The sequence below is a fragment of the Bradyrhizobium sp. genome, assembly GCF_035309285.1.
In the GTDB taxonomy this organism is placed as follows: Bacteria; Pseudomonadota; Alphaproteobacteria; order Rhizobiales; family Xanthobacteraceae; genus Bradyrhizobium.
In genome coordinates this window covers 23,781-43,953 of sequence record NZ_DATGFH010000014.1, presented here as the reverse complement: position 1 = coordinate 43,953, position 20,173 = coordinate 23,781, and the positions used below count along the sequence as shown (strand labels likewise).

General features: G+C 63.7%; 20 protein-coding genes. 16 read left to right on the top strand and 4 right to left on the bottom strand.

Going from position 1 to position 20,173, the window contains the following annotated elements:
• The first annotated feature begins 197 nt into the window (after positions 1-197).
• The 3 genes from VKR55_RS04515 to VKR55_RS04505 are packed head-to-tail and all read left to right on the top strand — an operon-like array spanning position 198 to position 3,226.
• The gene (locus VKR55_RS04515; RefSeq protein ID WP_324400128.1) at positions 198-1,604 is read left to right on the top strand and encodes an MFS transporter; all 1,407 of its coding nucleotides are present in this window, start codon (positions 198-200) and stop codon (positions 1,602-1,604) included.
• 7 nt (positions 1,605-1,611) lie between these two features.
• Positions 1,612-2,805 (top strand): acyl-CoA dehydrogenase family protein, encoded by a 1,194-nt coding sequence (locus tag VKR55_RS04510; RefSeq protein ID WP_324400126.1) that lies wholly within the window; start codon positions 1,612-1,614, stop codon positions 2,803-2,805.
• Positions 2,806-2,824: 19 nt separating this feature from the next.
• Positions 2,825-3,226, top strand: coding sequence for a VOC family protein (locus tag VKR55_RS04505; RefSeq protein WP_324400124.1), 402 nt, complete (start codon positions 2,825-2,827; stop codon positions 3,224-3,226).
• 287 nt (positions 3,227-3,513) lie between these two features.
• On the opposite strand, the gene VKR55_RS04500 is transcribed toward VKR55_RS04505, so the two are convergent.
• Positions 3,514-4,281: a Spy/CpxP family protein refolding chaperone gene (locus tag VKR55_RS04500; RefSeq protein ID WP_324400122.1), complete on the bottom strand. Its 768-nt coding sequence runs from the start codon at positions 4,279-4,281 to the stop codon at positions 3,514-3,516.
• A gap of 482 nt (positions 4,282-4,763) precedes the next feature.
• Between VKR55_RS04500 and VKR55_RS04495 the strand changes: the two genes are divergently transcribed.
• From VKR55_RS04495 to VKR55_RS04450, 10 genes are all read left to right on the top strand, one after another.
• Positions 4,764-6,107, top strand: a complete 1,344-nt coding sequence (locus VKR55_RS04495) for an ABC transporter substrate-binding protein (RefSeq protein ID WP_324400120.1) — start codon at positions 4,764-4,766, stop codon at positions 6,105-6,107.
• A gap of 117 nt (positions 6,108-6,224) precedes the next feature.
• Complete coding sequence (locus tag VKR55_RS04490) at positions 6,225-7,163, top strand: carbohydrate ABC transporter permease (RefSeq protein WP_324400118.1); 939 nt, start codon at positions 6,225-6,227, stop codon at positions 7,161-7,163.
• Positions 7,163-8,074 carry a carbohydrate ABC transporter permease gene (locus tag VKR55_RS04485; RefSeq protein ID WP_324400116.1) on the top strand — a complete coding sequence of 304 codons (912 nt, stop codon included), beginning with the start codon at positions 7,163-7,165 and terminating at the stop codon, positions 8,072-8,074. Before VKR55_RS04490 ends, VKR55_RS04485 begins: the two co-directional genes overlap by 1 nt.
• A 5-nt stretch (positions 8,075-8,079) precedes the next feature.
• The gene (locus tag VKR55_RS04480; RefSeq protein WP_324400114.1) at positions 8,080-9,180 is read left to right on the top strand and encodes an ABC transporter ATP-binding protein; all 1,101 of its coding nucleotides are present in this window, start codon (positions 8,080-8,082) and stop codon (positions 9,178-9,180) included.
• A gap of 28 nt (positions 9,181-9,208) precedes the next feature.
• Positions 9,209-10,195 (top strand): hydroxyacid dehydrogenase, encoded by a 987-nt coding sequence (locus tag VKR55_RS04475; protein ID WP_324400112.1) that lies wholly within the window; start codon positions 9,209-9,211, stop codon positions 10,193-10,195.
• Positions 10,196-10,261: 66 nt separating this feature from the next.
• Positions 10,262-11,686, top strand: a complete 1,425-nt coding sequence (locus VKR55_RS04470; protein ID WP_324400110.1) for an amidase — start codon at positions 10,262-10,264, stop codon at positions 11,684-11,686.
• 224 nt (positions 11,687-11,910) lie between these two features.
• Positions 11,911-12,225 (top strand): hypothetical protein, encoded by a 315-nt coding sequence (locus VKR55_RS04465; RefSeq protein WP_324400108.1) that lies wholly within the window; start codon positions 11,911-11,913, stop codon positions 12,223-12,225.
• 132 nt (positions 12,226-12,357) lie between these two features.
• Positions 12,358-13,143 (top strand): transporter substrate-binding domain-containing protein, encoded by a 786-nt coding sequence (locus VKR55_RS04460; protein ID WP_324400106.1) that lies wholly within the window; start codon positions 12,358-12,360, stop codon positions 13,141-13,143.
• A gap of 227 nt (positions 13,144-13,370) precedes the next feature.
• Positions 13,371-14,189, top strand: coding sequence for a DUF2147 domain-containing protein (locus VKR55_RS04455; protein WP_324400104.1), 819 nt, complete (start codon positions 13,371-13,373; stop codon positions 14,187-14,189).
• 160 nt (positions 14,190-14,349) lie between these two features.
• Positions 14,350-14,709, top strand: coding sequence for a hypothetical protein (locus VKR55_RS04450; RefSeq protein ID WP_324400102.1), 360 nt, complete (start codon positions 14,350-14,352; stop codon positions 14,707-14,709).
• A 14-nt stretch (positions 14,710-14,723) separates the two neighbouring features.
• On the opposite strand, the gene VKR55_RS04445 is transcribed toward VKR55_RS04450, so the two are convergent.
• Positions 14,724-15,128, bottom strand: coding sequence for a (R)-mandelonitrile lyase (locus tag VKR55_RS04445; RefSeq protein WP_324400100.1), 405 nt, complete (start codon positions 15,126-15,128; stop codon positions 14,724-14,726).
• Positions 15,129-15,165: 37 nt separating this feature from the next.
• The gene (locus VKR55_RS04440) at positions 15,166-15,864 is read right to left on the bottom strand and encodes a ribonuclease activity regulator RraA (RefSeq protein ID WP_324400097.1); all 699 of its coding nucleotides are present in this window, start codon (positions 15,862-15,864) and stop codon (positions 15,166-15,168) included.
• Positions 15,865-15,972: 108 nt separating this feature from the next.
• On the opposite strand from VKR55_RS04440, the gene pxpB reads away from it, so the two are divergent.
• From pxpB to VKR55_RS04425, 3 genes are read left to right on the top strand one after another with little or no spacing between them, the layout of a single operon-like run.
• The gene (pxpB, locus tag VKR55_RS04435; RefSeq protein ID WP_324400095.1) at positions 15,973-16,704 is read left to right on the top strand and encodes a 5-oxoprolinase subunit PxpB; all 732 of its coding nucleotides are present in this window, start codon (positions 15,973-15,975) and stop codon (positions 16,702-16,704) included.
• Entirely contained in the window at positions 16,701-17,744 is a 1,044-nt protein-coding gene (locus VKR55_RS04430; protein WP_324400093.1) for a 5-oxoprolinase subunit C family protein, read from the top strand. The genes pxpB and VKR55_RS04430 overlap by 4 nt, the downstream gene beginning before the upstream one ends.
• A 29-nt stretch (positions 17,745-17,773) precedes the next feature.
• The gene (locus VKR55_RS04425; RefSeq protein ID WP_324400090.1) at positions 17,774-18,544 is read left to right on the top strand and encodes a LamB/YcsF family protein; all 771 of its coding nucleotides are present in this window, start codon (positions 17,774-17,776) and stop codon (positions 18,542-18,544) included.
• A gap of 23 nt (positions 18,545-18,567) precedes the next feature.
• Here VKR55_RS04425 and VKR55_RS04420 read toward each other — a convergent pair whose 3' ends face one another.
• Entirely contained in the window at positions 18,568-20,172 is a 1,605-nt protein-coding gene (locus tag VKR55_RS04420; protein ID WP_324400088.1) for a sulfite reductase subunit alpha, read from the bottom strand.
• Between the last annotated feature and the right edge of the window lies 1 nt (position 20,173).

The following is a 20,173-nucleotide window of genomic DNA, read 5'->3' as shown; positions in this document are numbered from 1 at the left end:
ACTACGCTCCCCAACGCGCGCCGGGGCGCCGCAGCCATTCGCGGCAAGCGCGTGTGCGTATTGCCCGGCGCATGCCATCTGTTCGCGGGCCGGCTTGCCGGTCGCGGCGGTCGCAGGTTAGCCTTATAACGATAGCGATGCGCGGGGCGCGACGCACGCCTTTATAAAAATGAACAGGCGCCCATGGGGAGAACGCCATGTTCGACGAGCTCGACCGCAGGACGAGTCTGACTGGCAACCAGGTCAAGATCCTGATCGCGGCCATCATCGGCGATGCGCTGGAATTTTTCGACTATTTCCTGATCGGCTTTGTGCTTGCCTTCCTCATCGGACCGTGGAAGCTGACCTTCGGTCAATCCGCCACGGTGCTGATGAGCTCCGGGATCGGCGCCATCATCGGCGCCTATGCCTGGGGCTGGCTTGCCGACCGCATCGGGCGCCGTATCGTCTTTATCGGCACCGTGCTGAATTTCTCGATCGCGACCGGCCTGCTCTATTTCACGCCGCACAACGGCTGGGTCTATCTCACGGTGATGCGCTTCTTCGTCGGCACCGGCGTCGGCGGACTTTATTGCGTCGACCTGCCATTGGTGCAGGAGTTCATGCCCTCCTCCAAGCGCGGGCTGATCGGAGGGCTCGTGACATCGGTCATTCCGCTCGGCGTCGGCCTCGGTGCGGTGCTAGGCGCCTTCATGGGCACCGACCAGTGGCGTCTGCTGTTTGCCATCGGCATCCTGCCCGCCCTCGTCGTGCTCTTGATCCGCATCTGGGTGCCGGAGAGCCCGCGCTGGCTCTGCCGCCAGGGTCGGTATGAAGAAGCGCGCAAATCGCTCGCCTGGGCGCTGCAGGTCGAGCCGTCGTCGCTGCCGATGCCGACCGCTGCCGATGCCGGTCCGGTCATCACCTCCAACTGGTTCGACCTGTTCAAATATCCGCGCAGCCTTCTGGTGTCCTGGCTCGGCAATGCCGGCGCTCAGACGGGAGTCTACGGCGTGACCTTGTGGGCGCCATCACTCTTCGTCCTGCTGTTGAAGGTGACGCCTCAGCAGGCGGCGAAGATGATGATCCTGCTCACCGTGTTCGGCTTCGTCGGGCGGATCGCGTTCTCCTATTTCAATGAATCGATCGGGCGGCGCAAGGCGGGCGGCCTGCTGGGCTTAGGCGCAGGGGTTCTCGTGATCGTCGCCGGCTACAATTACAACGTGATGTGGGGAGACTGGTCGGCGTTCTGGCTGATCCTGGCCATTGCGTTCTTCTTTGCCGACGGCGGCTTTGCGCTTGTCGGCCCTTATGCAACCGAAATCTGGCCGTCGCATCTGCGCACCTCGGGCATGGGCTCGGCCTATGGCTTTGGCGGCATCGGCAAGATACTCGGCCCGGTGGGGCTCGCGCTGATCGTCGGCTCCAACAATTACGTCAAGCCCGACGTGCCATTGCCGGAAATCCCGCTAGCCTTCGTCTATCTCGGCTGCTGGTTCCTGATGGCCGGCGCCGTGTATTACTTCCTGGGCATCGAGACCAAGGGTAAATCGATCGAGGAGATCGACAGGGAGCTGAACGCCACCATCGAGGTGGCGGCGACGGCTCAAGTTCGGCAGGCATAGATTGGCCATGATTGTTGCGACTTCCGCTGAGCTGTCCGGCGATCGAACCGTGGTCGCGCGCGCAGAAGCCCTCCGGCCGGCGGTCGCGGCCGCCTCCGACGAGATCGAGCGGGATCGGCGGCTCCCGCCCGCCCTGCTCGACAAGCTGCATGAGGCGAGGCTGTTTCGCCTGCTGCTGCCGCGCTCCGCCAACGGGATCGAAACCGATCCTGTCACCTTCTTCCACGTGATCGAGACTATCGCGCAAGCCGACGCCTCCGCTGCCTGGTGCCTGAGCCAGGCCGGCGGTTGTGCGATGGCCGCGGCCTATCTCGACCAGCCGGTGGCGCAGGCGATCTTCGGCAACGATCCCCGCGCGGTGCTGGCCTGGGGTCCGGGACCCAAAGTCAGCGCCATCGAGTGCGAAGGCGGCTATCGCGTCACCGGCGTCTGGGCGTTTGCGTCCGGGGGCCGTCACGCCACCTGGCTTGGCGCGCACTGTCCGATCTTCAAGGCCGACGGCACCCCGCGGCTCGACGACGATGGCGAGCAGGCCGAGCGCACCATGCTGGTGCGTAGCAAGGATGTCGAATGGACCGACATCTGGAACACGGTGGGCTTGCGCGGCACCGCGAGCGACCAGTTCGCGCTCAACGACTTCTTCGTGCGATCCGATCACTCCATCATCCGCGAGTTCTGGCGCGAATGCCGCGAGCACGGCCCGCTCTATCGCATGGGCAACGGCACCTGCTATCAGGTCGGCTTTGCGGGTGTAGCTTGCGGCATCGCCCGCGGCGCGCTCGATTGCTTCATCGATCTTGCAAAAACCAAGGTGCCGCGTAGCGGCAAGAGCCCGATCCGGGACAACGCCGTCGTGCAGTCCGATCTCGCCCAAGCCGAGGTCAGCTTGCGTGCGGCACGGAGCCTCGTGCTGCAAACGATGGCGGAGATCTGGAAGCATCTCTGCGCCGGTTCGATCATCACGGTGGCGCAGCGCATGTCCGTGCGCGTGGCTGCAACGCATGCGATTCACAAAGCGCGCGAGGCGGTCGACTTCGCTTACAACGCAGCCGGCGCGACTGCGATCTTCGAGAGCCATCCGCTGGAGCGCCGCTTCCGCGATATTCATACCGTGACCCAGCAATTGCAGGGGCGCCTCAGCCATTTCGAAACCGTCGGCGCCTGGATGATGGGCGCCGAATCCGACCTCACTTGGGTATAGCCATTCAAGGAGAAGAACCATGCCGCTTGGCGGACTGCAGCATTACACGATCGAGCCGCAGGACCTCGAAAAGACCAGGGACTTCTATGTCGACGTGCTTGGATTGGAGAACGGCGCGCGCCCGCCGCTCGATTTTCCGGGCTACTGGCTTTATTCCGGCGGCCAAGCGACCGTGCATCTGATGGGCACGCGCAAGCCGCGCGAGGGCATCGTGGTCCGCGGCACCGAGAAGAAATACGAAGATACCGGCCGCCTCGACCACATCGCCTTCGCCGCGACCGACGTCGAGGGCGTACGCAAGCGGCTCACCGAGAAAAAGGTTCAATTCCGCGAGCAGATCGTGCCGCGCACGGGCGATACGCAAATATTCCTCTACGATCCCGATGGCATCGGCGTGGAACTGAACTTTCCGAAGAGCTGAGACGGTCGTTCTCACCACGACCTGACATCGGCCGGTCCGGCGGCAAGCTGCGGGCCGGCCGATGGCGTTTGTGCGGTCGCCCGGCGTTAACCCGACAAGGTCACGGCCGAGCCATGTATGCGGCGCGAATTGGTCTGCATTTCTTCAACATTGGATGGCGACGTGAAGGCGCCGCGCCGCTGCGGCAGGATAGCCGGGTACCGGGCCTTTAACCTACCCCAGGGCACGCGTGCCCGGCTATTCGCCGCCGCGACACGCGCATCGCTGCCCGCCTGGTGCCGGCTAGTTTAGTCGAGCCCGCGCTCGTGGCTCAGGCGCACCATCTCGTCGATGAAGATTTGCTTTTGCTTGTCGTCGAGGCTCGCATAGAGCGGATCGGCGGCGTCGGCGATGTTGCGCTGGTCTTGGGCGCGGTCGACCAGGAACTGTGCTTCGTTGCGCATCTGCTCGATGATATCGTCCGGTGGATCGCGCTTGGCGCGCGCGATGCGCAGATTGAGGCGGTCGGCACCGTTGCGACCAAGATCGTGCATAGCGCCGGAGAAGCTGGCCCAGTTCTTTTCCTGCTCAGACGTGAGATTCAGCTCAGTCTTGATCCGCTCGACATAGGCGTCGCTGTTGGCGACGATCTGCTCGGCCGTGAGCTTCGGCTCGCCATTCTGGGTGAGCACCTGAACCGCTTTGGCTTCCTTCGTTGCCTTCGCTTCCTTTACACCCTTGGCCGCGGCCTTCGCGGTCTTGGTCGCTTGGTTGCTGTGCTTCTCGTTCGGCTTGCCGTTCGGATTATTTGGATTGTTCCCGTTGTTGCCGGTGACCACACCGGCCACGCCGCCAACCACACCGCCAACCACACCGACCACGCCGCCGATCGCGCCGCCCAGCACGCCGCCGACGGGCCCTGCGGCCTTGTTGCCTTCGCGGGCTCCCTGCTGGACACCCTTCACAAGGCCTTGCGCATCGACGATCCGCGGCGCGTTAACCAGAAGGACGGTGGCCACCCCAAGCGCAACGCACAGTCTTAACCGTGTGCGCAAGCCTGATGTCGGGCTGGTCATTGTTTGGTCTCCATCATCGAAGGGATTTCATTCGGCGGGATTTTTGAGGGCGGCAGAAGTCTCTCTGATCGCGATTCTACCGTGTTGCGACTGAATTCGTCTACCGCAGCACGCGGCGAATGCGATCAAGAAAGGCCCGCCGCGCGAAGCTGTTACGCTTGACTGCGGCGGATTTGCGCCAGCGCGTCACGTCAGTTTGCTGCAAATAACCCGGCTCGTCGTGTGCGATGCAAAAAATCGATCGCGTTGGACGCCGCGACTGGGCGGCGAAAACGACTCTGCGCAGCTTTGACGCACGACATTAGTTCTAACGTCTTATTCACCTGATTTCTCGACAGAAGCCGGCATTTCTGCTCTGATCGTGAGTGATGAAATCTCAGTGCTTCGCCCGCCGGGCGGGTGCCCGGGAGAACGAGAAGAACAACAAGACAAGACCAACGGATTTCTCGATATTTCCGATTTGGTCCAGCAGGGAGGACGCCATGTCACGGAGAAAACTCACCCGTCGTCAATTTGTCGCTGCCACGACGTTGACTTCAGCGGCCATGGTCGCCGCGCCCTTCGTACGCTCGGCCCGCGCGGCCGGCAGCCTTTCGATCGGCTTCTGGGATCATTGGGTTCCCGGAGCCAACAAGGCCTCCACCGATCTCGTCAATGAATGGGCCGCGAAGGAGAAGGTCGAGGTCAATGTCGACTACATCACCAGCCAGGGCAACAAGCTGCTCCTGACCCAGACCGCAGAAGCCCAAGCCGGGTCCGGGCACGACATTCTGGCGTCCGGCGGTCCCTGGCAGGTGCAGGCCTTTGCCGAGCAACTTGAGCCCATGGACGACATTATGGGGCCGATCATCAAGCAGAATGGCGAGCCCAACGATACGGTCAAATATCTCGGCCAGGCCGGCGGCAAGTGGCTCGCGGTACCCGCTTCCGTCGGCAGCCAGATCAAGGGGCCGTGCTCGCGTATCGATCTGATGAAGAAATATGCCAACATCGACGTACAGGCGATGTATCCGGCCGGTAGTCCGCCGAAGGCAGATAATTGGACCACGGACACCTTCCTGAAGGCGGCTGAAGCCTGCCATAAGGGCGGTTATCCCTTCGGTATCGGACTGGGCGAGACCACCGACAGCGTCGATTCCGCCGGCGCGTTCTTCCAGTCATTCGGCGCTGAACTCGTCAACGCCAAGGGCGACGTCACGGTAAAAACCGATGCAGTCAGGCAAGCGCTCGAGTACTACAAGAAGCTGATATCCTTCCTGCCGCCAGACGTTGCCGCCTGGGACGACGCCTCGAACAACAAGTGGCTTATCGCCGGCAAGGGCGCCCTGATCATGAACCCGCCGAGCGCCTGGGCGGTCGCCAAGCGCGATGCGCCGCAGGTGGCCGAGCAATGTTGGACGCATGGATTCCCGGCCGGTCCGAAGGGCCGCTTTGCGCCCTATCTTCCCTTCTTCTGGAGCGTCTGGAAATTTTCCAAGAACAAGGAGGCTGCAAAGAGCCTGCTCGTTCACCTGTCGCAACCCTCGTCCATCGAAAAGATGGTGGTGGCGAGCGGCGGCTACGACCTGCCGGCCTATGACAAGCTCACCACCTTGAAGGTGTGGGCGGAGGCCGAGCCCCCGAAGGGCACACTCTACCATTACCCAAATCCCTTCCACCATCAGAAGCTGTCTATCGCGGCTTCGTCGGCGCCGCCGAAAATTGCCCAGCAGATCTACGTTCAGGCGACGCTGACCAAGATGTGCCTGAAATACGCGCAAGGAGAAAAGATGGAGGACACGCTCGCCTGGGCGGAAGGCGAGTGCGAAGGCTTCATGCGAAGCTAAGTCCTGACGCGATGCGCCGCGCGGCTGCGTGCGGCGCATCCATTCGCGCCTTGGCCCGACAAGGCACCAAGAGTGTCGCGGCTCCGCGGTCCATGACCGCTCAAGGGAACCTGCATTATGGCTGATGTCGTCGTTCAACCGACCAGCGTCGCAAGCGCACGAAACGTTCCCAGGCGTTCAAGCCTGAAACGCTCGCTGCAGCGCAAATCGACGGTGGCCTTCCTGATGACGCTGCCGCTGATCCTCCTCATTGGGCTGCTGGTGCTCTATCCGGCAGCCTATTCGCTGCACCTGGCGACGCTGAACAAGGGGATGACCAAATTCGTCGGGCTTGGCAATTTCGAATTCCTGTTTAAGCGCGAAACCTTCTGGATGGTGGTGAAGCAATCCTGCATCTTCGCCATCACCGCGGTGATCTTCAAGGCGCTGATCGGTTTCATCGTCGCGCATCTCGCCCACAACATTCCCTCCAAGAAGCAGCGCAAGTGGCGCGGCATGCTGCTCGTGCCCTGGGTGATTCCGCCCGCCATGAGCACGCTGGCGTGGCTGTGGCTTTTCGATCCCTCCTACAGCGCCTTCAACTATACGCTGGGCCTGTTCGGCATCGGTCCCATCCCCTGGCTCGGTGAAGCCGGCTGGGCCCGCTTTTCCGTCATCCTGGTCAACGTCTGGGTCGGCGCGCCATTCTTCATGATCATGTATCTGGCCTCGCTGAAATCGGTGCCCGAGCAGCTCTATGAAGCGGCCGCCATCGACGGCGCCAACTGGTGGCAGCGCATCTGGTATGTGACGCTGCCGATGATGCGCAACATCATCGCCATCACGACGCTGTTCTCGCTGATCGTGACCTTCGCCAATTTCGACATCACGCGCATCCTCACCGCGGGTGGCCCGCTCGACACCACACACCTGTTCGCGACCTGGTCCTTCCGGCTTGGTATCGAGGGCGGCGATATTCCGCTCGGCGCCAGCGTCTCACTGTTCATGGCGCCGATCCTGGCGATCGCAGCGATCTTTATCCTGCGCGACATCAACAAACGCGGGAACGAAGCCTGATGAGCACGATCGCAGTCCACAAGGCCGGCCCCTCGCGCAAGGTCAAATACGGCAGCATGAGCCGCGATCGCACCTGGGCGCTGCGGTGGTCCTACTTCTTCCTCGCGCTGTTCGCGTTGTTCGCGCTGGTTCCGCCGATCTACATGATCATCACGTCGCTGAAGAGCAGCGCCGAGATTTCGGCCGCGACCAATCCGTGGTGGGTGTTCCATCCGACGCTGTCGAACTACGTCGAGCTTTTGACCTCGAACCAGTTCCTGCGCTTCTACTGGAATTCCGCCGTGGTGTCGGTGTTCGTGGTGGCGATCACCATGCTGATCAGCATCCCCGCGGCTTTCGCGCTGTCGCGCATGCGGTTCTGGGGCTCGGCAACGCTCGCCGCCGGCGTGTTCCTGACTTACCTTATTCCGGACAGCCTTCTTTTCCTTCCGCTGTTCAAGATGTTCGCGCGGCTGTCCGAATGGACCGGGATTTCGCTGATCAATCATTGGTATGTGCTGCTGTTCATCTATCCGACGCTGACGGTGCCGTTCTGCACGTGGATCATGATCGGCTACTTCGCCTCCATTCCGAAGGAGCTGGATGAGGCCGCAATCATTGACGGCGCCTCCTGGTTCCAGACGCTGACCCGGATCTTCATTCCCGTCGCCCTGCCCGGTCTGATCGCCGCGACCATTTTCGCCTTCACCGTCTCTTGGGCGCAGTACCTCTATCCGCTGGTGTTCACGACGTCGACCGACCAGCTCGTGATGCCGGTCGGCATCATCACCTCGCTCGTCAAGGGCGACGTCTTCAACTGGGGTCAGATCATGACGGGTGCGCTGCTCGGCGCAGCCCCCCCGCTCCTGATCTACGCCTTCCTGATGGATTACTACATTGCCGGCCTGACCGCCGGCGCGACAAAGGGTTGAAACTCATGGCTGAAGTCAACTTGCGCAAGGTGGTGAAACGCTACGACGACGTCGAGGCGGTGCGGGGCATCGACCTTGATATCGCCGACAAGGAGTTCGTGGTGCTGGTCGGTCCCTCCGGCTGCGGCAAATCCACCACGCTCAGAATGATCGCGGGCCTCGAGGACATCACCGACGGCGACATCATGATCGGCGGCGACGTCGTTAACGATGTGCCGCCGAAAGATCGCGACATCGCGATGGTGTTCCAGAACTATGCGCTCTATCCGCACATGACGGTTGCGGAGAACATGTCGTTTGGCCTCCGCCTCAAGCATTACCCGAAGGCGGAGATCAAGAGCCGGGTTGCGGAAGCCGCGCGCATGCTCGACATCACCGACCTCGTCGACCGCAAGCCGAAGCAGCTCTCCGGCGGCCAGCGCCAGCGCGTGGCAATGGGCCGCGCCATCGTCCGCAATCCCAAGGTGTTCCTGTTCGACGAACCGCTTTCCAATCTCGACGCCAAGCTGCGCGTGCAGATGCGGATCGAGATCAAGAAGGTGCACCAGAAAGTCCGCACCACCACGGTTTACGTGACTCACGACCAGGTCGAGGCCATGACATTGGCCGATCGCGTCGTGGTCATGAACAAGGGCAAGATCGAGCAGATCGGCACGCCGAACGAACTCTATCATAGTCCGGCGACGCGCTTCGTCGCGGGCTTCATCGGCTCGCCGGCGATGAACTTCCTGCCCTGCCACCTCGAAGAGGCTGCTGGAAAGCTCAACCTGCGCCTCACCGACCGCCTTGCCTTCCCGGTGCCGCTGGCGCGCACCGTGCGTTACCAGAACGTACCACGCAACGAGAAGCTCCTGCTCGGCATCCGGCCCGAGCATCTCACGGAAGCCAATGGACACCTGGCCCCCGGCGTCGAGACCTTCGAAACCATGCTCGACGTTACCGAGCCGATGGGGATGGAGACGTTGGTCTACTTCACGCTCGAGGGCTCGCAGGTCTGCGGCCGGGTCAACCCGGGCGCCGGCGCGCGCGACGGTGCCCCGCTCCGATTGGCTGTGGACCTCAACAATATGCACCTGCTAAACGAGGGGACCGGCGTCGTCCTTTGACGCCGGACAAGAACCCCAAGGGCAGGAAATGGCCACCAACAAGAAGAAGATCTTCGTCACTCAGACCATGTCACCGGGAGCGCGAGCTCTCCTCAGCGTGCGGGACGATATCGAGCTCGTCGAGTTTCCCAACCTGATCTCGTCCAAGGATTTCGAGGCGATGCTGAAGCAGCACGCGCCGGTCCATGGCGTGGCGCTCGGCGCTACCCGTTTCGGCGAAACGGAGCTGGAAGCCTCGGGCGGCATGCAGGTGGTGACGCGGATCGGTGTCGGCTACGACGCGGTCGACGTGCCCGCGCTTTCGCGCCGAAAGGTGCCGCTGATGGTGGCAGGCACCGCGAACTCGCCGTCGGTGGCTGAACATGCCTTGTTCATGATGTTGACGCTGGCCAAGCGCGCCCAGGAAATGCACTCCATGGTCAAGGACGGCACGTGGGCGAGCCGGCTTGGCGTCTTGCCCTTCGACCTCTATGGCAAGACCGCCCTGATCGTGGGCTTCGGGCGCATCGGCACGCGCACCGCCAAGCGCTGTCTCGCCATGGAAATGCAGGTATTGGTGTACGATCCATACAGGCCGGCAAGCGAGATCACCGCGGCCGGCTGCGAGGCGGTGCCCGATCTCGATGCGGCCCTGCCGCGCGCCGACTTCGTGACCATCCATTGCCCGAAGACGCCCGAAACCGTCGGCATGTTCAATGCCGCGCGTTTCAAGCTGATGAAGCCGAGTGCCTATCTCATCAACACGGCCCGCGGAGGCATTGTCGATGAAAAGGCGCTGCATGAGGCGCTGGTTTCGCGCAAGGTCGCAGGTGCCGGCCTTGACGTGTTCGAGCAGGAGCCGCCCCCGGTCGGCCAGCCCTTGCACAGCCTCCCCAACGTGATCATGGCGCCGCATGTGGCGGGGGTCACCGTTGAAGCCGTCGACCGCATGAGCGAGCAGACGGCACGGAACATCCTGAGCGCGCTGGACGGCGCACCGATCCGGCAGAACGTCATCAACCAGGACGTCCTCTGAATCGCGCGGGCGGCCACCCTGCGGTGGCCGCCCCACATTTTGTTTGAAAGTTGAGCGGGTTGCGCCATGGCATTCAAGGAATATGGCAGCTTTGACGCGGTCGGCCTCGCCGAGCTTGTCCGCACCAAGCAGGTCACGCCGACCGAACTGCTCGACGAAGCCATCGCGCGCACGGAAAAGGTCAATCCCGATATCAACGCGGTTGTGGTCAAGCACTACGACCATGCCCGGCGCCAGATCGAGAAAGGTCTGCCGCAAGGGCCGTTCACAGGCGTGCCGTTTCTCCTGAAAGACCTCGATCTGCTTGAGGGCACGCGGACGACATTCGGCGCGAATGCGCTGAAGGATGACCTCGCCGACCATAGTTGCACCCTCGCCAAGCGCTTCCTCGACGCCGGCCTCACGATTTTCGGCAAGAGCGCGAGCCCGGAATTGGGCTTGATGCCGACCACCGAGCCACGTTTGCACGGACCGACCCGAAATCCCTGGAATCTCGCTCATTCCTCCGGCGGCTCATCGGGTGGCGCGGCGGCGGCCGTTGCCGCGCGCATCCTCCCCGTCGCGCATGCGAGCGACGGCGGCGGTTCGATCCGTATTCCCTCGTCCGCCTGCGGCGTGTTCGGGCTGAAGCCGACCCGCGCGCGCAATCCGGTCGGGCCGGATCGCGGCGAAGGTTGGGGCGGCTTTTCATGCGGCCATGTCGTGAGCATCAGCGTGCGCGACAGCGCCGCGATGCTCGACGCGGTCTCGGGCCCCGAGCCGACCAGCATCTATTACGCGCCGGCGCCGGAGCGGCCCTTTGCCGAAGAGGTCAGGCGCGAACCGGGGCGCCTGCGCATCGCCTTCACCGACCAATCGCCCTATGGCGAGGCGATCGACCCCGAGGTCGCGGCCGCCGTCCGCGATGTCGCGGCGATGCTGGGACAGCTCGGCCATCATGTCGAGCAGCGCGCGCCAAAACTGCCCGCTGATCCCGCGGCAGTGATGACGACGATCGTGAGCGCCAACACCGCGCTGACGGTGCGGCAGGCCGAGCAGCGTTTCGGCCGCGCCACGACGGACAAGGACTTTGAGCACCTGACGCTGGCCATGGCGCACAACGCACAGCAGGCCAGCGCGATCGACTATGTCGCAGCCCAGTCCGCGGCCTACCAGATTTCGCGCGCGCTTTCGGATTTCATGGCGAGCTGCGACATATTCCTGGCGCCAACCTTGTGTGCGCCTCCGCTCCGGCTCGGTGAGCTCAACGCGATGTCGCCGGACCTTTCGCATATTGGCCCGACGCTTCGCCGCTACATGCCGGGAACCTCGATGTTCAACATCTCCGGCCAGCCCGCGATGTCGGTGCCGCTGGCCTGGAGCAAGAGCGCCTTGCCGCTCGGCATGATGTTCGCGGCCCGCTTCGGCGCCGAGGGAACCTTATTTCGCCTTGCGGCACAGCTTGAGCAGGAGCGCCCCTGGAAGGCCAAGCTGCCGTCGGTCTGCGCTTAGATCAGCTCCGCCGTGTGTCCCCTTTCGGGACATCAGGACGACAAAACTCAGCCTCATTCGCAGCCGAGTAACACGGTCGGGGGTGCCCGGGTGGAATCGGCAGCGCCCTTTTGGGGAAATCGGAGAGCGGTATCTTGAGCCAGAGCGACCCGACTGATCACGCGCTCGCGACCATTGCGAGCATCCTCGATCAACCGGAAACGCCTCCCGAGGTGGATAGGCCCGTGAGCGAACCCAGGCCGGCCGTACCGGCCATGGCGACTACGGACGGCGAAGCCTATTCGAAGCTCGGCCCCGGTCCGATTGCGGCGATCCGCTTCAAATGGACCGCGCGCCCAGGCGGCAATGGCGAATATTTTGTCGACGAGACCATCGGCGAGAGTTCGGCCCCCATGGTTTCAGGCCCGATGACCCGGGAAGCCGCCATTGCGCTGGTCGATGAACGCGAAAGCGAAGCGCGGCGGCGTTTCGACCAGTTGCGGTCCGAGATGACCGGCCGCGCGGCCGCTGCCGATCTTGTCCGCAAGGGCGAAGCCTGAATCCGGCAAGCTCCTGCGGCGCGACCATGATCTCGATGCACGATGTCACGCGCCGAATAGCGATGGTTGCGATTTCTGAGACTTGGTCTAAACGGTGCGGCGTCATCTGAAGGAACCGCATCGAGACCCAATATGCTTCGCAATCTGATTGGCCGCTTGATTTGCCTCCTGGCAGCGCTGGCCGTGACCGTTTCGGCCCACGCGCAACAGCCCTCCCGCCTCGATCAGATCATCAGCCGCGGCACGCTCAGGGTCGGCACCACCGGCGACTATCTGCCGTTCACGTCTCTCGACAAAGAGACACGGAAATTCCGCGGCTTCGACGTCGACATGGCGGAGGCGCTCGGCAAAGCCCTCGGGGTCAAGGTCGAGTTCGTACCGACCGCCTGGCCGCAAATGATGAAGGACTTCGAGGCCGACAAGTTCGACATCGCGATGGGCGGCGTCTCGATCACGCTGGACCGCCAGAAGAAAGGCCTGTTCTCGACGCCGATCATGCGCGAGGGCAAGACGCCGATCGCCCGTTGCGCCGACAAGGACAAGTTCGCGACCCTGGCCGACATCGACAAGCCGGGCACGCACGTCATCGTCAATCCCGGCGGCACCAACGAACGCTTCGCGCGCGCCCATGTCAAGAAAGCCGAGATCAGGGTCTACAGCGACAACGTCACGATCTTCGACGAGATCGCCAAGGGCAACGCCGACCTGATGATGACGGACGCCTCCGAGACGCGCTACCAGCAGAAGCTACATCCTGGCGTGCTCTGCGCGGTGCATCCGGACAAACCGTTTGATTTTTCGGAAAAGGCTTACTGGCTGCAGCGCGACGAGGCGTTGAAGGATTTCGTCGACCAGTGGCTGCACATTTCCATGGAAGACGGTAGTTTCAAGAAAATCTACGCCGCCTGGTTCGAGTGAAGGCCGCCCGGCAGAATTGGCCTCGACTCTCGCAACGCAAATTTCATGATGATTTGAGCATGTTCCGCACGGAAATCCGGTTGCCAGCTCTCGAATGATGGGCACGTAATTGAACCATAATCGCAGGCCTGCGACTTACGTCGTGAAAGTGATGTAGATCACTTAAGGCAAGATTGACCGCAGCATAGTTTCGGCCCTTTGGGGATTCCGCTGCTCAGGAGGTCACAATGAAGAGGCTATTGGCGATGGCCGCATTGCTGCTGGCAAGCAGCGCCGCGCAGGCCCAGTACCAGTTCGAATATGGCGGCCGCACGATCCGCATCGACCCGGACCGCGGCACCATTTCGATTCCGGGCATCTATGACAACACCGGCAGGAAGTCGAAACGCGCTCACCAGAACAAACCTGCTTCACAGGACGCCAAGACCGATACGCAAGCCGCGCCGCCTCCGGCATCGTCTCCTGCCGATACGGCTGCGGCTCCGCCGCCGGCGTCACCTGCGCCGCCGGCATCACCTCCTGCTGCGGCAACAGCCGCGCCGCAGACGGCAACGGCCGCGCCGGAGCAACCGGCCGCGCCCGCGAACAATGCACCTGCGGACACCACGGCAGTTCCGCCGCCTGCGCCCGCCCCCCTGCCGCCGCAGCAGGCCGCAACGCCACCCGCGCCGCCGCCCCCTCCAGCACCGACGGTTGCGGCTGTCCCGCCAGCCCCTCCACCCCCGCCGCCCGTTCGCAGCGACCCCAATTCGCCGATCGGCGTCTGGCTGACGGAAGAGAAGGAAGGCAAGGTCCGGATTGAGCAATGCGGCGCCAGCCTCTGCGGCTATTCGGTCGACGCCAAGACGAATGCCAATGGCGAGCAAGTGCTCATCAACATGAAGCCGGGCAAGGATCGGAAATGGAGCGGCCGCATTCTCGATCCCGACACCGGCAGCACCTATGATTCCACCCTCGCGATCAAGGGTCCGGATACGCTCCGCGTGCAGGGCTGTGCGTTCGGCGGCATGTTCTGCGGGGGCCAGACCTGGACCCGGGTGAACTAGCCGCACGACAAGTTCCGATGCAAAAGGCCCCGCTTTGCCGCGGGGCCTTTCATTTGTGTGCCACGTCACACACTGGAACCGCGGCGTGACAGCCATCACATCGCGCCTCCCCGCACAATGTGACAGTCCCGCTCGTCCAACCAGGGAAAGGGGCTCGTCAATGGGATATCTCAGCAGGGTCATTGTCGCCGCGGGGATCGCGGTTGTTCTAGGCTCGCCAGTCACTGCATCGGCCACCGTTGCCGGCTCGGCGTTTGACGGCCAATGGAGCGTTCACATTGCATCCACCACGTCCGAATGCGGCAATGGCCAGATCGTCTCGATCGGGATCAGCAACGGTCAGGTGAGTAGCTCGATGGTGAGTGCGTCGGGCCGCGTCGCCGACGCCGGCAGCATCAGCGTCACGCTGTCGAACGGCCTGAAGAAGGCGATCGGCTTCGGCCGTCTCTCGGGCACATCGGGATCGGGCACCTGGCGCGGTGCGCTGTGCAAGGGCACCTGGACCGCGTCGCGGATTTGACCGTTCGGGGCGGCTCAGCCAATGGCGGCGCCGTACTCCGCGTCGGTAACATGCTCCATCCAGGTCACGTGGGCGCCATCCTGCGATTCCTGCATCGCAATGTGGACCATGCCGGTCGTCGGGGCGCCGCCATGCCAGTGCTTCTCGCCCGGCGGAATCCAGACGACGTCGCCAGCCTTGATCTCGCGGATGGGCCCGCCCTTGGTCTGGACCCGGCCCACGCCTGAAATCACGTAGAGCGTTTGCCCCAGCGGATGAGTGTGCCACGCCGTCCGCGCGCCCGGTTCGAAGGCTACGCGGCTGGAAGCGATCCGCGCCGGCGCCCGTGGTGTGATGATTGGATCCTGCCAGACCGTTCCGGTGAAGCTTTCCTTTGGCGCGCGCCGCGTCGGGCGCGAGCCTGCGAGGTGGATGTCCATGGGGGTTCTCCGTTCGCTGTGCGCCGGTCGGTCCGGCCTACTTCTTCGAAGCCGCGTAACGCGCCTTGGTTTCGGCATTCATGGGATAGAGCCCCGGCAACTGCGCGCCGTTGTTCACCTCGTTGACGATCCAGGCTTCCATTCGTTCCTGCTCAGGGCCTTCGGCCAGTACGTGGTCGAGCAGCGCCTGCGGAATCAGCACCACGCCGTCCTGGTCGGCGACGATAACGTCGTTCGGGAATACGGCCACGCCGCCGCAGCCGATCGGCTCGCCCCAGCCCACGAAGGTGAGGCCCGCCACCGATGGCGGCGCAGCAAAGCCGTCGCACCACACGGGAAGGCCGGTGCCGAGCACGCCTTCGACATCGCGGACCACGCCGTCGGTTACCAGCGCCGTCACGTTGCGCTTGACCATGCGCGCGCAGAGGATGTCGCCGAAAATGCCGGCATCGGTGATGCCCATGGCATCGACCACGGCGATGCAGCCCGCCGGCATGGCCTCGATCGCAGTGCGGGTCGAGATCGGCGATGACCAGGACTCCGGGGTCGCAAGGTCCTCCCGTGCCGGCACGAAGCGGAGTGTGAAGGCCGGCCCCACCAGCCGCGGCATTCCCGGCTTCAGCGGACGCGCCCCGCGCATCCACACGTTCCGCAAGCCCTTCTTGAGCAGGACCGTGGTGATGGTGGCGGTGGTGACACGGGAAAGGGTCTTGATCGCGTCGGGGGTCAGGGACATCGAGAAAACAGGCTCCGAAGGGGTGGATTTGACGGGCGGCATCTTGCGGGGTGGAAGCAGCGCGTCAAGGGCGTGACAAGCACGAGCGTTTGAGCGAAAACGCATGCCATGGCCACTCCGCTTCCCGCGCCCCGCCTGTTGCCGAGTGGCGACAGTGCCGTCACGGTGGAATTTTCCCGCAATATTGACGACACCGCCAATCAGCGGGTGCTGGCGCTCGACCGGGCATTGGCCGCGGCTTCCGTGGCGGGCGTGACCGAGGCCGTGCCGACCTATCGCTCGTTGCTGGTGCACTACGATCCCGAAACAATCGATTTCGGGACGCTCGGCGAGAAACTGCTGGCGCTGGCAGCCGCGCCCGCGCCGCCGGCCGCCAAGGCCCGGCACTGGCGCGTCCCGGTCGCTTATGGCGGCGAGAACGGGATTGATCTCGAGGACGTTGCCAAGGCCCTGAATCTCACGCCTGGCGAAGTGGTGGCGCGTCACACAAGCGGCGACTATCGCGTGGCCATGATCGGCTTCACGCCAGGATGGTCGTATTTGTCGGGCCTGGATAAATCGTTGCACATGTCACGCCGGCAGAATCCGCGTGTGTTTACCCCCGCGGGAACGGTTTCCATCGGTGGCGTGCAGACTGGCATTCAGTGCCTCGCGGCACCGAGCGGCTGGCATCTCTTGGGACGCACACCGGTGCGAACCTTCCATTTGCACCGTGAGCCCATCTTCCTGACGGAACCCGGCGATCGCATCACCTTCTATCAGATCGACGCCAAGACCTTTGCCGAGCTGGATCGCGCCGCAGAGGCCGGCGAGATCATCGCCGAATTGGTCGCCGCATGAGCAAGCTCGTCGTCTCCTCGATCGGTCCGGCAAGCTCGGTGCAGGATCGCGGCCGCCACGGCGTGCAGCGCTACGGCCTGGTACCGAGCGGCGCGATGGACAGTCTGGCGCTCGCTGCCGCCAATGCGCTGGTCGGCAACGATCCGTCTGCTGCATGTATCGAGGTTGGCCCCTTCATGGCGTCGTTCACGGCGCGCGACGGCGCGGTTCGCGTTGCGCTGACTGGTAGCCCACGCGGCGCCGACGTCGCCGGTCGAGCAATAGCCATGAACACGTCGATGGCCATCGCCGATGGCGAGACGCTGACGCTGGGCTTGGCCAAAGGCGGCGCGTTCTCCTATCTCGCGATTGACGGCGGCATCGACGGAGGCGCCACGTTCGGCAGCCGCTCCGTCAATCAGCGCGCCGGCCTCGGCAGTCCCTATCCGCGACCGCTGCAGGTGAGTGACGAATTTCCGGCGAAGGCCGCTAGCGGCGCGACCGACCGGCAGATTGAGCTGCCTGACCTATCAGGGCCGATCCGCGTCGTGCTGGGCCCGCAGGATGATGAATTCTCCGACGAAGCCAAGGCGCTATTCCTCGACAGCGAATGGAAGGTTTCGGCGACCAGCGACCGCATGGGCTATCGGCTCGAAGGCCCCGCCATCAAGCATTTGCACGGCCACAACATCGTCTCCGACGGCACCGTCAACGGCAGCATCCAGGTGCCCGGCAATGGCGCACCGATCGTGCTGATGCCGGACCGCGGCACGACCGGCGGCTATCCGAAGATCGCGACCGTCATTTCGGCCGACTTCGGTCGCTTCGCGCAGACGCCGGCCGGAATCGCCTTCCGCTTCAAGGCCGTCAGCATGCAAGAGGCACAGGCGGAGGCGAAAAAATTCGCCGCATTGCTACGCGGCCTCCCCGAGCGTCTCCGCGCTATCGAAGGCTCTGAACTCAACATCGAGGCGCTGCAGGATGCTAATGTCGCGGGCAGCGCCGTCAGCGCGATCGACGCCCGAACATGGCATGCCGAGACGCCGACCGAGAACCCATAACAAGAACCGATGACAAGAGAGGCTGGATCATGAAAACCGTCGATCTCAACTGCGATCTCGGCGAGAGCTTTGGCCCCTGGGTCATGGGCCACGACGCCGAGATGATCGAGCTTGCAAGCAGCGTCAACATCGCCTGCGGCTATCATGCCGGCGACGCCGACACGATGCGCAAGACCGTGGAGCTTGCGAAGGCGCGCCGTGTGTCGATCGGCGCCCACCCCGGCTATCGCGACCTGCACGGCTTTGGCCGCAGGCCGATGCCTGGGCTGTCATCCTCGGAGATCGAGAACCTCATCGCCTACCAGATCGGCGCGTTGCAAGCGATCGCCACCGCGGCCGGCCACAAGGTCACCCATGTGAAGGCCCACGGCGCGATCTCCAATGTCGCCTGCGGGGACGACATGACCGCGCAGGCGATCGCCAATGCCATCAAGGCGGTCGATGCCAACCTGGTGTTCGTGGTGCTCGCTAACTCGAAGCTGGTGAAAGCGGGTGAGCGCGCCAACCTGCCGATGGCCCATGAAGTGTTCGCCGATCGTGCCTATGAGGACGACGGCAATCTGGTCTCGCGCAAGAAGCCCGGCGCGGTGCTGCACGATCCCAAGGCGATCGCCGCGCGCGTGGTGCGGATGGTGCAGGACGGCGCTGTCGTTTCCGTGAGCGGCAAGGTCATCAAGATGCGGACCGATACCGTCTGCATTCACGGCGACAATCCGACTGCCGTCGAGATCGCACGCGGCGTGCGCCAGGCTCTGAAGGATGCCGGCATCGACGTCGCGCCATTCAAGCGCGCGGCGTAGAAATTGGCCGCGTCGGAAGCCGGTCAGTACACGTCCTGCTGGAACCGCCCCTTTTTCTTGAGCTCCCCGACAAAGGCGATCGCCTCGTCGGTCGAGCGCGCGCCGAATTGCGCGACGATATCGACCAGCGCCCGCTCGACGTCCTTCGCCATCCGCTTGGCGTCGCCGCAGATATAGACATGAGCGCCTTCGGCGAGCCACGTCCACAGCTCGCGACCGACCTCGCGCATGCGGTCCTGCACGTAGAACTTCTTGGCGCCATCGCGCGACCAGGCGAGCGACAGCCGCGTGAGCAGGCCCGACGTCTTCATCGCGTTGAGCTCGTCTTGATAGAAGAAATCGCAGTCGCTGCGCTGATGACCGAAGAACAGCCAGTTCCTGCCGGGAGCGCCGGTCGCCTTGCGATCGAGCAGGAAGGCGCGGAAGGGTGCTACGCCTGTGCCGGGACCGACCATCACGATCGGCGTCCTGGGATCCTGCGGCAGCGAAAAGCCATGGGCCTTCTGCACATAGACCTTGACATCGTCGCCCGGATTGATGCGCTCGGCGAGGAAGGTCGACGCGAGGCCCAGCCGCTTGCGCCTGCCGATCATGTAGCGCACGCAATCGACAGTCAGCGACAATCTTCCAGGCGTTGCGTTATGCGAGGATGAAATCGAGTAGAGCCGCGGCTGCAGCGGCTCCAGCGCCTCGACAAAGGATTCCGGATGCGGGCGCACCTTCGAAAATTTTTGCAATGCCGCCATCACATCCAGCGTCGCGGCATCGCCATCGGGATCCTCGCCCTGCGCCAACGCGCGCGCCTTCTCGCGCTCCTTGCCGCCGGTGAGAAAGGAAAACAGTTCGAACAGGCTGTCCGGCGCCGGCGACAGCGAGACGTCCTCGATCAGAACCTCGCGCAAGGTCTTGCCGCGTACGGCGGTCGTGTGCGACGCGCCGAGCAGCGCGATGATCTGGTCAACGAGGCCGAGATCGTTCCTGGCGAAGATGCCGAAGGAATCGCCGACGACATAATCGAGCCCGCACTCCTCCAGATCGAAATCGATATGCCAGGTCTCCTTCTCCGAGCCGTTCTTGTTGAGGAGGCGACGCGACACGAATTTCGCCGGCACGGGATTTTCGCGGGAGCGGCCGGGTTCAGCAACAACGGCCGGCTTAGCCGCTTCCGTCGCGCCCGTTGCGGGCGACTGCGCGGCAGGCGCCCTGTCGAGCTCCGCGTGGAGCGACTTCAGCATCCGCGCCGTTTCCTTGCCGCCAGGGACGCAAAGATTGAGGCGCGCCTCGCTCTTGTTTGCGATCGCCTCCGAATAGTCGTGGCAATTGTAGCCGCACTGGCCGCAATCCTGCTGTGCCATCGCCGCCATCATCCGCCGCCTGAGCGGGCGGCCTTCGGCGAGCTTCATGCGCTGCGCGATCGGCATGGTCTGGTCGTGCCAGGGCGCGACGCCATCGTCGCCATCGCCCGTCGGCCCCATCACCGCGCTGTTCTGCTCTGGCGATAGCGGGATCGTGCCATCGAGCCCGAGCATGCCGACGAGGAATCCGTTCAGCCATTGCCGCTGCTGTTCGGAGAACGGCGCATTGGCCGGAATGATCTCCATCCGCGGCAGGTTCGTGATCTGGTTCATG